Source organism: Rhizobium sp. L43 (assembly GCF_002531725.1).
Lineage (GTDB): Bacteria > Pseudomonadota > Alphaproteobacteria > Rhizobiales > Rhizobiaceae > Rhizobium.
On sequence record NZ_NWSQ01000030.1, the window covers coordinates 1 to 14,250 of the forward strand.

General features: G+C 62.5%; 11 protein-coding genes. All 11 read right to left on the reverse strand.

Annotation, left to right across the window (positions count from 1 at the left end):
- Positions 1-1,992: 1,992 nt before the first annotated feature.
- Complete coding sequence (locus CO667_RS28350; protein WP_097621626.1) at positions 1,993-2,886, reverse strand: methyltransferase domain-containing protein; 894 nt, start codon at positions 2,884-2,886, stop codon at positions 1,993-1,995.
- 296 nt (positions 2,887-3,182) lie between these two features.
- Positions 3,183-3,692, reverse strand: coding sequence for a GNAT family N-acetyltransferase (locus CO667_RS28355; protein WP_097621565.1), 510 nt, complete (start codon positions 3,690-3,692; stop codon positions 3,183-3,185).
- Between the two features lie 143 nt (positions 3,693-3,835).
- On the reverse strand, positions 3,836-4,906 hold the full coding sequence (ugpC, locus tag CO667_RS28360) for a sn-glycerol-3-phosphate ABC transporter ATP-binding protein UgpC (protein ID WP_097621566.1): 1,071 nt from the start codon (positions 4,904-4,906) through the stop codon (positions 3,836-3,838).
- An 11-nt stretch (positions 4,907-4,917) separates the two neighbouring features.
- Positions 4,918-6,438, reverse strand: a complete 1,521-nt coding sequence (locus CO667_RS28365) for a DUF5060 domain-containing protein (protein WP_097621567.1) — start codon at positions 6,436-6,438, stop codon at positions 4,918-4,920.
- Positions 6,439-6,468: 30 nt separating this feature from the next.
- On the reverse strand, positions 6,469-7,353 hold the full coding sequence (locus tag CO667_RS28370; RefSeq protein WP_179874234.1) for a carbohydrate ABC transporter permease: 885 nt from the start codon (positions 7,351-7,353) through the stop codon (positions 6,469-6,471).
- Positions 7,350-8,249: a sugar ABC transporter permease gene (locus CO667_RS28375; RefSeq protein WP_097621568.1), complete on the reverse strand. Its 900-nt coding sequence runs from the start codon at positions 8,247-8,249 to the stop codon at positions 7,350-7,352. Before CO667_RS28375 ends, CO667_RS28370 begins: the two co-directional genes overlap by 4 nt.
- Positions 8,250-8,341: 92 nt before the next feature.
- Positions 8,342-9,595 carry an extracellular solute-binding protein gene (locus tag CO667_RS28380; protein ID WP_097621569.1) on the reverse strand — a complete coding sequence of 418 codons (1,254 nt, stop codon included), beginning with the start codon at positions 9,593-9,595 and terminating at the stop codon, positions 8,342-8,344.
- Between the two features lie 68 nt (positions 9,596-9,663).
- A complete protein-coding gene (dhaL, locus tag CO667_RS28385; RefSeq protein WP_097621570.1) occupies positions 9,664-10,308 on the reverse strand; it encodes a dihydroxyacetone kinase subunit DhaL in 645 nt (214 codons plus the stop codon).
- Positions 10,309-10,311: 3 nt separating this feature from the next.
- Positions 10,312-11,316, reverse strand: coding sequence for a dihydroxyacetone kinase subunit DhaK (locus CO667_RS28390; protein WP_097621571.1), 1,005 nt, complete (start codon positions 11,314-11,316; stop codon positions 10,312-10,314).
- Between the two features lie 55 nt (positions 11,317-11,371).
- Positions 11,372-13,219, reverse strand: a complete 1,848-nt coding sequence (locus tag CO667_RS28395) for a hypothetical protein (RefSeq protein WP_097621572.1) — start codon at positions 13,217-13,219, stop codon at positions 11,372-11,374.
- Positions 13,216-14,250: a Gfo/Idh/MocA family oxidoreductase gene (locus tag CO667_RS28400; RefSeq protein WP_097621573.1), complete on the reverse strand. Its 1,035-nt coding sequence runs from the start codon at positions 14,248-14,250 to the stop codon at positions 13,216-13,218. Before CO667_RS28400 ends, CO667_RS28395 begins: the two co-directional genes overlap by 4 nt.

A 14,250-nucleotide genomic window follows, 5' to 3' on the forward strand; every position in this document is an offset into this window, starting at 1 on the left:
GTCTGACGCGCGATGGCATCGGCCAACCAACGGCCTGAAACGCATTAGATTCGAAAGCTTCACATACTCTGAGGCGCCCCGCAGGGGCCTCGAAGGACGAGGCGGGTGCGCCCCACGTCGATGAATGCAAGGAGCAGCGCTGGAGCGCGTCCTTCGAGGCTCCGGCCTTCGGCCTACACACCTCAGGATGAGGTGCGTTGGAGAATGCCGCCCTCAATAGGAAGCATTGGGGAAGACCGCCCCTTGATCGAAGGTCAGGAATCTGCGCCTCGAAGCGTAGCGCTGCAGATTATGGCTCGACCATAGAAGCCGGGACCAGCCTCCAAGAGAGCCTCATCCTGAGGTGCCCCGCAGGGGCCTCGAAGGACGAGGCGGGTGCGCCCACGCCGAATGAATGCAAGGAGCAGCGCTGGAGCGTGTCCTTCGAGGCTCCGGCCTTCGGCCTACACACCTCAGGATGAGGGGCGTTGGAGGATGCCGCCTTCAATAGGAAGCATTGGAGAAGACCGCCCTTTGATCGAAGGTCAGGAATCTGCGCCTCGAAGCGTAGCGCTGCAGATTATGGCTCGACCATAGAAGCCGGGACCACCGCCCAAGAGAGCCTCATCCTGAGGTGCCCCGCAGGGGCCTCGAAGGACGAGGCGGGTGCGCCCCAGGTCGATGAATGCAAGGAGCAGCGTTGGAGCGCGTCCTTCGAGGCTCCTGCCTTTCGGCCTACGCACCTCAGGATGAGGGACGTTGGAGAATGCCGCCTTCAATAAGGAATCACGGAGAAGGCCGTCCCTATAGGAGCGCCAGGAAGCTGCGCCTCGACGCGTAGCGCTGCAGATTATGGCTCGACCATGGAAGCCGGGACCACCGCCCAAGAGAGCCTCATCCCGAGGTGCCCCGCAGGGGCCTCGAAGGACGAGGCGGGCGCGCCGGCGTTTGATAAATGCAAGGAGCAGCGCTGGAACGCCTCCTTCGAGGCTCCGGCCTTCGGCCTACACACCTCAGGATGAGGAGCGCTGGCGGATGCCGCCCTCAACAAGGAGCACTGGAGAAAATCGCTCCTCGGTAGGAGCATCAGGAAGCTGCGCCTCGGCGCACAGCTGCAGATTATGGCACGACCACAGAAGCCTGGACCAGCGCCCAAGAGAGCCTCATCCTGAGGCGCCCCGCGAGGGGCCTCGAAGGACGAGGCGGGTGCGCGAGGTTGATCATCCGATTGTCCGCGGACAACCGACCGAAGCCCCCTCGCCCAACCTCCAAGAGGGTGAGTGCCCAGCAAGGCGCCCCCCGAGGACGCAGCGGGCGCATCGGCAATTGATGAAAGTAGGGCAGCGCTGAAGCATGCCCTCGAGGTTCCAGCCTTCGGCCTACACACCTCAGGATGAGGAGCCTTGGGAAACGCCGCCCCCCTCAATAGGGGTCAGTATTCTGCATCTCAATTCTGGGCGTCGGAGAATATCGCGCCGGCGCCCCAGAGAGCCTCATCCTGAAGCGCCCCGCAGGGGCCTCGAAGGACGAGGCGGGTGGAGGTCGACCGTAGCTAAGAGTGGCCTGCCTGTTTTGGGAATGAGCGACCGCCTGGCGCAGGTTGTCCGCGGACAACGCCTCGCCGAATCCGGCCATGCGCAATAGTCAGAGGCTGCGCCCAACTCGCCTTTCCTCCAGCGTCATCGCCATGCGGCCCGACCGCCAAGCTTGAATTTGCCGCAGTGCGGCACTACCTCATGGCGGTCCGAAGCGCTTAACCCCTCCGAGCCGCTTCGGGTCCGACGGACAGCCCTCCTCCTCCCAGGCTGTCGGTCACTCTCGAAGCCCGGCGCTCCCCTCCCGCGCCGGGCTTTCATTATTTTTGGCGATCCATCGTCATCGCGGAACAGGCGCCGCCCAGTTTCTCCATTCCTGTCGACCAGGCCATCACATCAAATGACCGGACAGCCGGCGGCCCAATAATTGCCCGCATCGCCGATCGGCGCCGTCGTCAGCCCATGGCGGGATGAATATTCAGGCATCGTCATAGCAGAGCGCCCATTGGTCGCCGATATACCAGTAGCGTCCGATCCGCGGCTCCGTCTTCCAGAGCAGGCTTTTGATGAACTCGATGCCGCCGCGTTTGAACGCGGCGGTCAGCTTCTTCCCCTCGTTCTCGTCGATCGTCAACCCACCATTGGCGCAGACGAAATAAGCATTGCCGATCCAGCGCGCCGCAAATCCGGTCGCGCCGCGCTCGATACGAAGTGCGGCGCCATGGGACGCATGACGACCGCCATTCGATGGTCGGCCCTGGCGCGGTACGCCGAGTGGCAAGACCAGGCGACCTCCGGGTCGCAGCCTTTCGATCCAGGGCGCCGCCGGACGCGCGACGGCGAAATTCACGTAGATCGCATCCACCTCCTGTTGCGGCCATTGATTGCCGTCGGCGGTGATGACGCTGACATTGGCCCGATCGGCAAGGGCTGCTTGCGCGTGGCCGGCCAGATCGGGATCCATCTCGACGGTATAGACATGACCTGTGGCGCCGACCAACTCCGCGAGAATGGCGCTATAATAACCGGTGCCGGCGCCGATATGAGCAATGCGACCACCGATCTGAACGTCCAGTTCCGCCAGAAGGCGAGCATGCAGCGACGGACTGCCATTGTTGACGCCCTTGTCGGGCTGCAGGGCGAACAGAGCATCCTGATAGGCCAGAACCAGATCGGAGGAGAACAGGGTGCGATAGCCGCCACCCAGATTGGCGATCTGCCATGGCGGCGGGCCGAGGAATTTTTCGCGAGGAACGACGGCAAAGGCAGCCTCGATCCGCGGGCTCGTCGTTGCCGCGGTTGCCACCACCTGATGGGCGTAAGCGCGGCGGATCAATGCAAGTTCCCCGGCGGTAAACATCGCAGTCGGCATGACGAACCTCCGGATATGGCTTTTGGCTTGATCTGTCCGTTTCTTGGCCTTTGCGTGCTGCAGATCGATCCATCGATACCTGATCACCATCGATCGCGTCGACAGCAGGCTCAAACAGCCGGGCATTCGTGACGGAAGTTAAACGCTATTTTGCTTCTCTTGCAGAAAACTACGTTGTTGCGTCATACGCTTACTCCGGGGCCACAAAGTTCGAACCCGTCACCTGATATCACTGACCTGCGAGCAGGCCGCACCGGCCTGCCGCGTCGACATCTTCCTATAATGTCGTTGGCGCCTCAGGCGTCGGGTGTCGTGTGATGCCGGGCGCCGACGCTGAAACGTTTCTTGATCCGGTCGACCGGCGTCCCATCCTCAAGTGGAACCTGGAGCAGCCTGTCATAGGTCTCGAAGCCCATCTTCGCGTAATAGCCAAGTCCGCTGACATTGTCGGCGCGGATGGTCGCATTGATGAATTCGAGGCCGAGCTCTTTTGCCGCCGCCCTTGTCGCGGGAAAAAGCGCGCTGCCGACGCCTGCGGTCTTCGGCTTCATACGGGCAAAGGTCGCAATGTCGGCGACGCCTTTTGGCGGATCGCCATATAGGCTCAGCGATTGAAAGCCGACCAGCGACTGGTCGTGCTCGGCAACATGGCAGACGAGCGGAAACTCGCCATCGATGAACCAATCGGCGAATTCGGCGGCCGAAAGCGGGGTCTCGAGAGCGGTCGATCCGCCGGCTCGGATGATCTCGTTCAGGAGAGCGCTCAATTCCTCGGCATCGGAGGAGACGGCTTTTCGAATATGCATGTCTTGGCTACCCCTTGGTCAACCAGCAACCTATCGGCGAGATTCGGAGAATACGAGTCGCCATCTCGCCGGCCAGGATGAGGCATCGCCGAACCGGCCGGACACCATCCATTCCGAATGGGCGGGTCCGACCTGGAGTGCCTTCAGGCGTTCAGACGCTGCTGCGTCTGCTGATCGAAAAAGTGGACCTTCGATGTTTCGAAAGACAGCTTCACCTGCTGGTCCGGAACCAGTTCGACACGCTCGCGCACGACCCAGGTCAGTTCCCGGCCCTCGAGTTCCACGGCGACATGGGTTTCCGATCCTGTGGGTTCGACCACCTTGACCACCGCATCGACGCCGTTCTCGCCGCCGAAGGCGATGTCTTCGGGACGGATGCCGAGCAGCAGCGGCCGGTTGGCGGAGTTAACAGGCGCCCGCGAAAGCTTGACGCGCGAACCGCCCGGCAGCGACAACGACGGATCGCCGGCATCCTGAATGGTCCCTTCGAGAAAATTCATCGCGGGCGAGCCGAGGAAACCGGCGACGAAGATATTGCGCGGCCTGTCGTAAAGCTCGAGCGGGCTGCCGATCTGCTCGACCCGGCCGCCATGCAGCACGACGATCTTGTCGGCCATGGTCATGGCTTCGATCTGGTCATGGGTGACATAGACGATGGTGGTCTTCAGCCGCTGGTGCAGAGCCTTGATCTCGGCGCGCATCTTCACCCGCAGTTTCGCATCCAGGTTGGAGAGCGGCTCGTCGAAGAGAAAGACCTTCGGATCGCGAACGATGGCGCGGCCCATGGCGACGCGCTGGCGCTGACCGCCGGAAAGCTGAGCCGGCTTGCGATCGAGCAGCGGCTGCAGGCCGAGAATGGCCGCGGCCTCGCCCACCTTCCTGTCGATCTCAGGCCGCTTGGCGCCGGCAAGCTCCAGCGCAAATCCCATATTCTGAGAAACGGTCATCTGCGGATACAGCGCGTAGTTCTGGAAGACCATCGCGATGTCGCGATCCTTCGGCTGCAGATTGTTCACCACCCGGCCGTCGATGCTGATCTGTCCGGCGGTGATATCTTCGAGCCCGGCGATCATCCGCAGCAAGGTCGACTTTCCGCAGCCGGAGGGGCCGACGAGAATGGTGAATTCGCCATCGGCGATCTCGACGTCGACGCCGTGGATGATATCGACGGGGCCGAAGGATTTCTTGACGTTTCTGATGCTCAAGCCGGACATGAATTTCTCCTTCAGCGTTTCCTGCGGACGCGCAGCGCCTGATGCGGCTTGCGCGGGATCTTGACGCCGAAGGCCGCGTCCGGCTTGCCGCCGCGCACCACCGAGCCATGACGGGTCGGATGCGGAATGGGCGCTTCCACCTTCTCGGCCGGCGTGATCGTCATCTCCCAGGTGTCGATGATATCGACATCGTAATCGTCGCCATCGACCGGCAGGCCGGTCGACCAGATCACCGGCTGATGTTCGCCGAAATAGATCAGGCGGAAATCGCCGTCGCCGTCACGCGCGCCGGAGACGCGCGACCACGGCCATTCGCCGATGATGCCAAGCGGTTCGAGGCCATGCTTGACGTCGGCCTCCAGCAGGTCGCGGAGGAAGCCGATGCGCTTCCAGGCCTCGCCGCGCAGCTCTCCGCCCTTGGCCCACCAGATCAGATCCTCGGGATGGGAATAGGTTTCCCCATGGCCGGCATAACCGCCGCGCGCCATGGTGATCCAGAAACGGTGCACCAGTTCGCGCGGATGGAGGTTGCCCCATGACTGCAGGATGTCGCCCTCATATTCCGGCTCGTCGTTGACGACGGGCTTGCCATAGGCATCGCGCCATTCCTGGGTCCGCTTGACGTCGGGGTTCTGGATGCAGGTGTGCGTCACCCACGGCTTGCGATGATCGAAATTCGCGGTCACATCGCCGTTGTGGATGGAGCGCAAATGCTGGTAGGGGTCGTTTTCCTCCAGGATGTGGAAATAGCGGTCCCACTGCTCCATCGGCTTGGTGTCGATGAGGAAATCATATTCATTGGCGAGCGACCACCAGACGTTCCGGTGGGCGGCAAGACGCGCAGCGAGATATTCGACATAGCGGAAATCCTGCGCGGCCGACATGTCGGCATAACCCCAGCGGTCATAGGGGTGGAAGATGATGATATCGGCTTCGATGCCGAGAGCGCAGAGTGCGGCCACCTGCTTTTCGAAGTGCTGGAAGGCGGCAGGGTTGGGCCGGTCGAAATCTTGCCTGCCGTCCGCCCCGCGTTCGAAGCAGGCGTGCAGCGGCTCGTTGACATTATAGGGATAGTCCTTCGGAAACACGCCCATGCGCATCTTGTTGAAGCGCGCCTTCTCCAGCGTCTCCAGCGTCTGCTTCTGCATCTCGAGCGGCTGATGCGTCCAGGCGTAGCAGGTCGTCCCGAAGGAAAGGAACGGCGTGCCGTCGGCATAGGCGAAGTGGAATTTGTTGCGCACCCGCACCGGGCCGTGATTGCCGGCCGAAGGTGCGGTTGCGGTCAAAACGCCCGTCCTGCCGTCGAGGGCCGCAGTCTTGGAGCGCGTCCGGAACGACCACTCGCCCTCGCTGTCGGGCATGAAACGGATGCGGTAGGTGCCGTTGCCGTCGTAGAAGCCCGGCACGCGGATTTCACGGCTCTTCTGGGTGAAGACGGCATCGAATGCCACGTCGAGATAGGGATTGCCGCCGGCAGGCCCTTCGAAGGCGGCCTCGAACACACCCCATTTTTCGACTGTTGCATCGGACATTCTGTCTCTCCTCGTAGAATGATTTCGCGATCAGCCCTTGACGGCGCCGGAGGTCAGGCCGGAGACGAAGTAGCGCTGGAACATGAGATAGACGATCGTCGCCGGCAGCACGGTCATGACGATCGCGGCGTTGAGCTGGCCGTAATTGCTGGAAAACTGTCCCTGGAACGACATCAGCCCGAGCGGCAGCGTCCACATGTGCTGGTCCTGCAGCAGCACCAGCGCCATGGCGAATTCGTTCCAGGTGGAGACGAAATCGAGGATGAGCAGCGCGGCGAGCACGGGCAGGCACACCGGCAGGAATATCCGCCGGAAGATGGTGAAGTGGGTGGCGCCGTCGATCAGCGCGGCTTCCGACAGTTCCTTCGGAATGCCCTTGAAGAAGCCGTGCAGGATGAAGACCTGATAGGGAACGCCGAAGGCGATATAGGGCAGGATAACGCCGGGATAGGTATCGATCAGGCCGAAGGAATTGACCAGCGTGAAGAGCGGCGCCAGCATCACCTGAAAGGGGATCATCGTGCCGAAGACGACGAGCAGCAGCAGCGCCTTGCTGATTCTCAGCTTGATCTTGGCAAGCGCATAGGCGGCCATGGCCGACAGGAACAGGCCGAGCGGCACCTTGATGACGGTGATGATGACGCTGTTCAAGAAGGAATTGGCGAAATTGCCGCGGCTCCAGGCAGCGCTGTAATTGTCATAGGCAAGCTCGGCCGGCGGCATGAAAGCGCCGGTGCTCGTCACCGCCGCCGGCGTCTTCAGCGAGGTGAAGACGATGAAGACGAAGGGCGCGACCCAGACGAGGGCGACGATGACAAGCGTGATCCAGAGGCCGATCAGGATGGGGTCGCGCTTCATCGACGACGGTTGAACCTCGAGATGCACGGCGGCGGTGTCGGTCGGCACTGCTGTCACGATTCGACCTCCTCGTGCTTCTGGGTCCATCGGAGATAGGGGATGACGACGGCCATGGTGATCAGCAGCAAGACGACCGAGATCGCCGCGCCCCGCCCGAAATCGAAGATCTGCATGGCCTGGGTGAAGGCCCAGAGCGCCAGCATCTGGGTGGACTGCGCCGGACCGCCGCCGGTCAGGCCATAGACGATGTCGAAAGCCTTCAGCGACGAGATGATGGACAGGACGAGAACGATGGTGATGGTCGGGCGCAAGGCCGGCAGCGTCACATGCTTGAACACCGCCCAGCGGCCGGCGCCATCGATGCGCGCGGCCTCGACCAACGTCTGGGAAACACTCTGCAGACCGGCCAGGAACAGGACCATCGAGAAGCCGACCGTCTGCCAGAGATAGGCGACGAAGACGGAATAAAGCGCGATATCCTTGTTGCCCAACCAGTCCTTGATCCAGCCCTGCATGCCCCAGGAGGTCAAGAGCTGGGCGAACAGGCCGAAGAAGGGATCGTACATCCACTTCCACATGGTGGCGACGGCGATCGGCGCGATGATGACGGGCAGATAGAAGATGGCCCGCAGACTATTGCGGCCGAAGATCTTCTGGTTGAGGCTGAGCGCCAGCAGCAGTCCGACCATCGGCGGGAAGATCAGGCTCATCAAGGTCCAGATCACCGTGTTGCGGAAAGCCACCCAGAAGACCGGATCTTTGGTGAAGATCGCCGAATAATTGGCAATCCCGACGAACTGCCGGTTGGCATCCAGCCCGTTCCACTTCTGGAAGCTCAGGATCAAGACATTGAGCATCGGGTAGAGCGCGAAGACCGCATAGATCGCCAGCGCCGGCACGAGCAGGATGAGCGCTTGCATACGCGGATCATGTGTCGATTGTCGAAGTGACATGCTTTCCTCCTGACGGCAAAACAGCCGCCAGCTCATGAAAGAATGTGCCAGCCGATCGATACCGGGATCGGTCGACTGGCGCTTGGGAGGAATCAGCTTCTGCCGGCGATGAAGCTCTGCAGCTGCTTGGCCGCCTCGGCCGGCTCGGTGTTGCCGGAGGCAACGTCGTTGATGACTCGGAAATATTCCGTCGTGACATCGAGCGGGAAGGCCTGGTCGCCGTTCATGTAGACCTTGCCGTATTTCTGGAAGATCCCCAGCCATTCGGCTTCGAGCGGCTTCTGGTTGGCATATTGCACGTTCTTGTTGACAGAGGTCGAGCTCAGCTGGCCGAGCAAATCCTGCTGCACCTTCGTCGACAGGAAATAGTCGAGAAATTTCGCGGCTATGTCAGGATTCTTGCTCTTGGTGCTGATGTAATTGTACTCGGCGAAGCCATAGAGACGCTCGGTATTGGTGGGGAAGGGGAAGATGCCGTAATCGTCGAGATTGGCGCCGGAGCCGTTGAGCTGGCTGACCAGCCAGTCGCCTTCGAGCATCATCGCCGCGCGGCCGGCGGTGAACAGGCTGTAGGACTGTTTGTTGTCGATGCCCATGAAGGGCTGCAGCGTGTAGTCCTTCGTCCACTTGGCAAATTCGGCGAAGGCGTCCGTCGCGCAGGGTTCCTTGGTCCAGTCGAGCGTCATCGCCTTCAATGCATCATGCTTTTCGGCGCCGCACTTGGTTTCGAGGATGACGTCCATCAGGCGCATGACGTGCCAGTTGACCGTGCCGCCGAAGGTGAAGGCGGGAATACCGGCGGCCTTCAGCTTGTCGGCCGCGGCAAGGAGTTCCTCGTAGGTCTTCGGCTCGTCCTTGATGCCGGCCTGCTCGAAAAGCTTCTTGTTGTAATAGACGGCCTCGCCCTTGAAGGTGAAGGGAACGCCATGCTTGCCGCCGGGATAGAGGTCGGCGAAAGCCGCAGCCGAGGGCAGCAATTCGTCGTTCCACTTATATTCGGTGTAATACTTGTCGAGCGGCAGCGACAGGCCGGCCTTCACATATTCGCCGCCGAGGCCGAGGCCCGCCCAGCTGAAATAAGTGTCAGGCCCCTTGTCGGAGCCGGCCGCGACGCGCAGCGCGGTCTTGTGCTCATCGACGGCACGCTGAACGATCTCGACATGGGTTCCGGGATTTGCCGCTTCGAAGTCTGTCGCCACCTTCTTCAGGGCCGTATTGGCGGCATTGTTGTCGAAGTTGAGGGTCCAGAGCGTGATGTCCTCGGCAAGAACCGGCGTCGCGGCGAAAGACGCCATGGCGATCGCAACGATGCTCGCTGTCTTCAATTTCGCGGAAAGGGTCAGCATTACCGTCCTCTTGTAAAGCCGGGCTCCTTCTCGCAGATAGTCATTCACATGTCAACTGGTATGATGAGCTAACCATCATGCTGGACGAATTTGGTAATTGCAGCGATGATGATAGCAGCCGATGCGGCGCCCGGATCGATGTGCCCGATCACCCGCTCTCCCAGCCGCGACGCCCGCCCCTTGGCGGCGACCATATCCCTGGTCGCTTCGCAGCCGTCGCGCGCTGCCCGCTGCGCCCTGTCGAAGCATTGGGGAAGGGCCATTCCCTCCGCCCAGGCATGGAGCGCCGCATCGGCTGCAGGACGCCAGGCGTCGACCATGGTCTTTTCGCCGGGCTCGGCCTTGCCGCGCTCCTGAATGCCCTGCGCCATCGCGGCGAAAGCGCGGACGAAGTCGTCTTCGCTGAGTTCGGGCCTGTCCTTGACGGCGGCTCCGGCGCGCATGAGGGCCGTGGCATAGAGCGGGCCGGAGGATGCGCCGACCGCATTGAGGAATGCTTTTGCCGCCGCATTGAAGGCGGCTGTCGGCGCGGCTTGCGCCGGGTCGAGCGCGGCGACCGCCTTTGCCGCCGCCTCACAGCCCGCATCCATGGCAAGGCCGTGATCGCCGTCGCCGATGGCGCCGTCGAGTTCGCAAAGATGGTCGCGCTGCACCGCGATATCCCCGGCGATCAGGGCAAACAGGCGCTGCAGATCTTCGGTCGTGATCACCATCGATCACCTCCTGAACATGGCGCAGTCGCAGGGATGGTCGATCAGCCGCTGCAGCTCGGCGTCGAGATGCATGAGCGTGACCGAGGCGCCCGCCATTTCGAGCGAGGTGCAGTAGTTGCCGACGAGCGAGGTATGGATGACGAGCCCGGCCTCGTCGAGCCGCGCCTTGACCCGCCGCATCATGATGTAGAGCTCCATCATCGGCGTCGAGCCAAGCGAGTTGACGAGCACGGCGACGCGATCGCCGCGGCCTGCCTTCATCTCCCGTAGAATCCTGTCCATCAGCTCGTCGGTCACCGCGTCGGCCGGCTTCAGCGGCTCGCTGGCCATGCCGGGCTCGCCATGAATGCCCATGCCGATCTCCATCTCGCCGTCGCCGATCAGGAAGTTCGGTTTCAGGGTCTGCGGCAGCGAACAGGGCGAGAGCGCGACACCCATCGTATAGGTTCGCGCATTGGCATGGCGAGCGGCGCGCTCGACCTCGTCGAAGGAGTAGTGAAGATCGCAGGCCGCACCGGCCGCCTTGAAGATGAAGACATTGCCCGCCACGCCGCGCCGCTTCTCCCTCTGGTCGGCCGGAGCGGACGCCACGTCGTCGGTGGTCAGCACGGTGCGCACCTCGATCTCGTCGAGCGCCAGCATTTCGGCCGCCATGTCGAAATTCATCACGTCGCCGGCGTAGTTTCCATACATGAACAGCACGCCGGCGCCGCCATCGACCGCCATCGCGCAGGCGATGATCGGATCGGGCGGCGGCGAGGCGAAGACATTGCCGATCGCGGCGGCATCGGCGAGCCCCTTGCCGACATAGCCGAGAAAGGTCGGCTCGTGGCCGGAGCCGCCGCCGATCACCAGCCCGACCTTACCCTTGCGCGGCCCGTTTCGGGCGATGATTGCGCGCGGCATATCGTCCACCGCATAGAGGTGCTCGGGATGCGCCGCGAGAATGCCCAGCAGCATCTCGTCAACGGCATCTGCACCTGCATTGATAAGCTTCTTCGTCTTCACGCCGATCCTCCCAGAACGAACTCCGACTGCATAGATGCGGCTGGCGTGTCGAAGGTCAATCCGGCAGCGGCAAGGCCGCGGTGGCGAATGGTGCGAGCAGCAATTCCTTCCCCGATGCGCGGTAATCGACGCTTCGTTCCCCGCTTGTCAGATTGACGATGTGGAGCTTGGCGCCTGCGGCATCCCGCGCAACGAAGGACAGAATCTCGGAAGGCGAGGAAGAGATGCATTCCTGCCAGGATGCGCCCGCCAGGGTGGACAAGATCCGCGCGGTGTTGAACAGCGGCCGCCGCCCGCCTTGCTCGGTCGGCTCGTCAGGGCCGGCGATCAGACCGAACGGACCTGTCAAAGCCGACAGCGTCAGGCATTCGAGCCCGGCATCCAGCACGCGGATGGCGTAGCCGAGCGCAAAGGCCCCGGCGAAGCGGCCATTGTGGCGCGGATCGCGATTGGCCATGGGAATGCGTGCACCCGAGGAATTGTCCATCGTGCGGCTGCCATAGGGGTTCTGCCGCATCGGGATCGTTGACGGGCCGATGCGGTAGGGCTTGTCGCCGTAAATGGCGCGAACGGAGCGGGTGATGAAGGGCAGCGCCTCCAATGTCTGCATGACGCTGAGATCGTCGGCCGCATGCACGATCGGATTGGTGCAATGGCTGACGAAGTCGATCTCGCCAGCCGGCACGCGCTTGCGGTTGAGCTCGGTGAAATAGCTGAGCATGCCGCCGCCGATGCGCATGCCGGGGAAGGCGGCGCGGGCTGCGGCATAGACTTCCTCGAGGGGAGGGCAGTCCGGCCATTGGCTGCCGGGCGGCGTCGATTGCCGGTCGACGGAAGGCGAAATCAGGATTGCATCCGGCTTGAATGCCGCAAGCTGCATCTGCCGGGCAATCTCGGCCGCCTCGCTTGCCGGCGACGACTTGCAGGCAAGCGCGATCTCCAGCGTCGAGCGGCCGCGATGGACGGCGGCGATTGCGGCAAAATTCTTCAGCGCTTCGGCATCGTGCCCGGCATCCGGATCGAAATGAAAGAGAAGTTCCCGAGGCGCGATCTCCGAGAGGACGGACTTTGCCGAGAGCGTCGCATCGGCCTCCTCGGGCGTCACGATCATGCCGATATCGGGCATGGTGCCGGTCCGCTCTCCAAGCTCGAGTTTTATCGCGCCGCCCGACGCCACAGGCGCCGAGCGCCGTGCGGAATGCCTGGTGTCTCTGATAACAAGCGACGTCTTTTGCCGGACAGGTTGGCTGGCAGAGATCCGGTAGGGCCAGGGAAGGGCGAGCGGCCTGACATAGGTCTTGTAGGAGGCATCAGACCAGTTCCTTTGATCTTCCATCTCAAAAGTGTCGCCCTCCATCCGGCATTCCGCCGTAACATCAGGCACGACCTCATGGGAAATGGCGCGCATATCCTTGAACGGCTGCCAGGGCTCGATGACATCGGGAAAGCGTGTCGCCACGATCCGGCCGTCGACATGTTCGACCGTTGCCGGTGAACCGGCGACGCCGACGATCGGATGCAGGATGCAGAAGCCGCAGCGATTGGTCTCGAAGCCGGTCACGGTGACGGCTTCGGCTTCGAAGTCGAGCCGGTCCTGAACTCCCTTGATGCGGACGTCGATGACGAGCTTGGTCTCGCCGGGTCCCGCACAACGCGCGAGGTAAGCGACGTCGAAACGGTCATCGCCCTGCTCGATCCTGAGATCCGCAATTTCAGGGCTGTAAGTGCCCCAGTCCCGATCGCGAACGAGGTAGGAAATCGCCCGCAGCACCTCGATGCCGTCGTAGTGGATGGAGCGGAGATTGCCGTCGGCGAGATCGGCGGTCAGCTTTCCGGCCGTCAGACGAACCGGCGGCCTTTCCTGGGCGCGGGTGCCGTAAAGCAGGAAGACATCGGCGGTCATCGCAGCATCGCTCCGACGTCGATCGTCTGTCCCCTGGCAGCACTGTCATAGGCGGCCTCGACCAGGGCGAAGGTCTTCAGATTGTCGGCCCCCGAGGTCGAATGTACAGCGCCGCGCTTGATTTGATCGACCCAATGCTGCTGGATCGCATAGACGCTCTCCTGGATGTTGTGCCAGGGCCGCGAGGCCCAGGACAGCAGGGTCGGAGAGACATCCATTGTGGTGGTGCCCTTGTCGTTGGCGATCTCAAGGCGGTAGCCCTGGGTCAGGCGGATCGTGCCCTCGGCGCCGTCGAGCTCGATCAGCGTCTCGGGGAACGGCTCTTTCGAGAGCTTGGTGGCGTAGCTGACGTCGACGACCGATGTGGCGCCGCTTTGATGATCGAGCAGGATGGTCGCGACATCCTCGCCCTTGATCTTGGGATTGACCCGCCTGATGCGGGCCGTGAGCGAGCCGACGTCGCCAAGGATGTAGCGGGCGACATCGAGCGTATGAATGCCGAGATCTTCGATGATGAAGCGTTCGCCCTCGGCGAGATAGGGCTGGCCGGAAAAGACGTCGTAGCCCGAGCGGAAGGAGAAGCGGCCCCAGAACGGCGTGCCTATCGCGCCGGCATCGAGCGCCTTGCGGACCGCCTGGATCGGCGTCTGCCAGCGAAAATTCTCGTGCACCATCAGGGCGACGCCCGCCTTGCGGCAGGCCTCGACCATCGCCTTTGCATCCGACAGCGTCTTGGCGAAGGGTTTCTGACAGATGGCCGGCACCCTGTTGCGGGCGGCCATTTCCACCAAGGCGCGGTGGCTCTGAACTGTGGTGGCGATATCGACGAAATCGAAGCCGCCATCGGCAAACATCGCCTCGGCATCGCTGTAGCGGCGCTCGATGCCGAACTGGTCGCCGACCACCTTCAGCCGCTCCGGATCGCGATCGCAGATCGCAACGATCCTTGCGCCGTCAACATCGTTCCAGGCGTGCATCTGGTTGATCGCAAAGAAGCCGCAGCCGATCAGGGCACCTTTCAATTCGGTCAT

Bases quoted from the DNA above. Each gene is read 5' to 3' on its own strand.
- CO667_RS28350 (WP_097621626.1), bottom strand. From the start codon at position 2,886: ATGCCGACTGCGATGTTTACCGCCGGGGAACTTGCATTGATCCGCCGC.
- CO667_RS28355 (WP_097621565.1), bottom strand. From the start codon at position 3,692: ATGCATATTCGAAAAGCCGTCTCCTCCGATGCCGAGGAATTGAGCGCT.
- ugpC (WP_097621566.1), bottom strand. From the start codon at position 4,906: ATGTCCGGCTTGAGCATCAGAAACGTCAAGAAATCCTTCGGCCCCGTC.
- CO667_RS28365 (WP_097621567.1), bottom strand. From the start codon at position 6,438: ATGTCCGATGCAACAGTCGAAAAATGGGGTGTGTTCGAGGCCGCCTTC.
- CO667_RS28375 (WP_097621568.1), bottom strand. From the start codon at position 8,249: ATGTCACTTCGACAATCGACACATGATCCGCGTATGCAAGCGCTCATC.
- CO667_RS28380 (WP_097621569.1), bottom strand. From the start codon at position 9,595: ATGCTGACCCTTTCCGCGAAATTGAAGACAGCGAGCATCGTTGCGATC.
- dhaL (WP_097621570.1), bottom strand. From the start codon at position 10,308: ATGGTGATCACGACCGAAGATCTGCAGCGCCTGTTTGCCCTGATCGCC.
- CO667_RS28395 (WP_097621572.1), bottom strand. From the start codon at position 13,219: ATGACCGCCGATGTCTTCCTGCTTTACGGCACCCGCGCCCAGGAAAGG.
- CO667_RS28400 (WP_097621573.1), bottom strand. From the start codon at position 14,250: ATGACCGAATTGAAAGGTGCCCTGATCGGCTGCGGCTTCTTTGCGATC.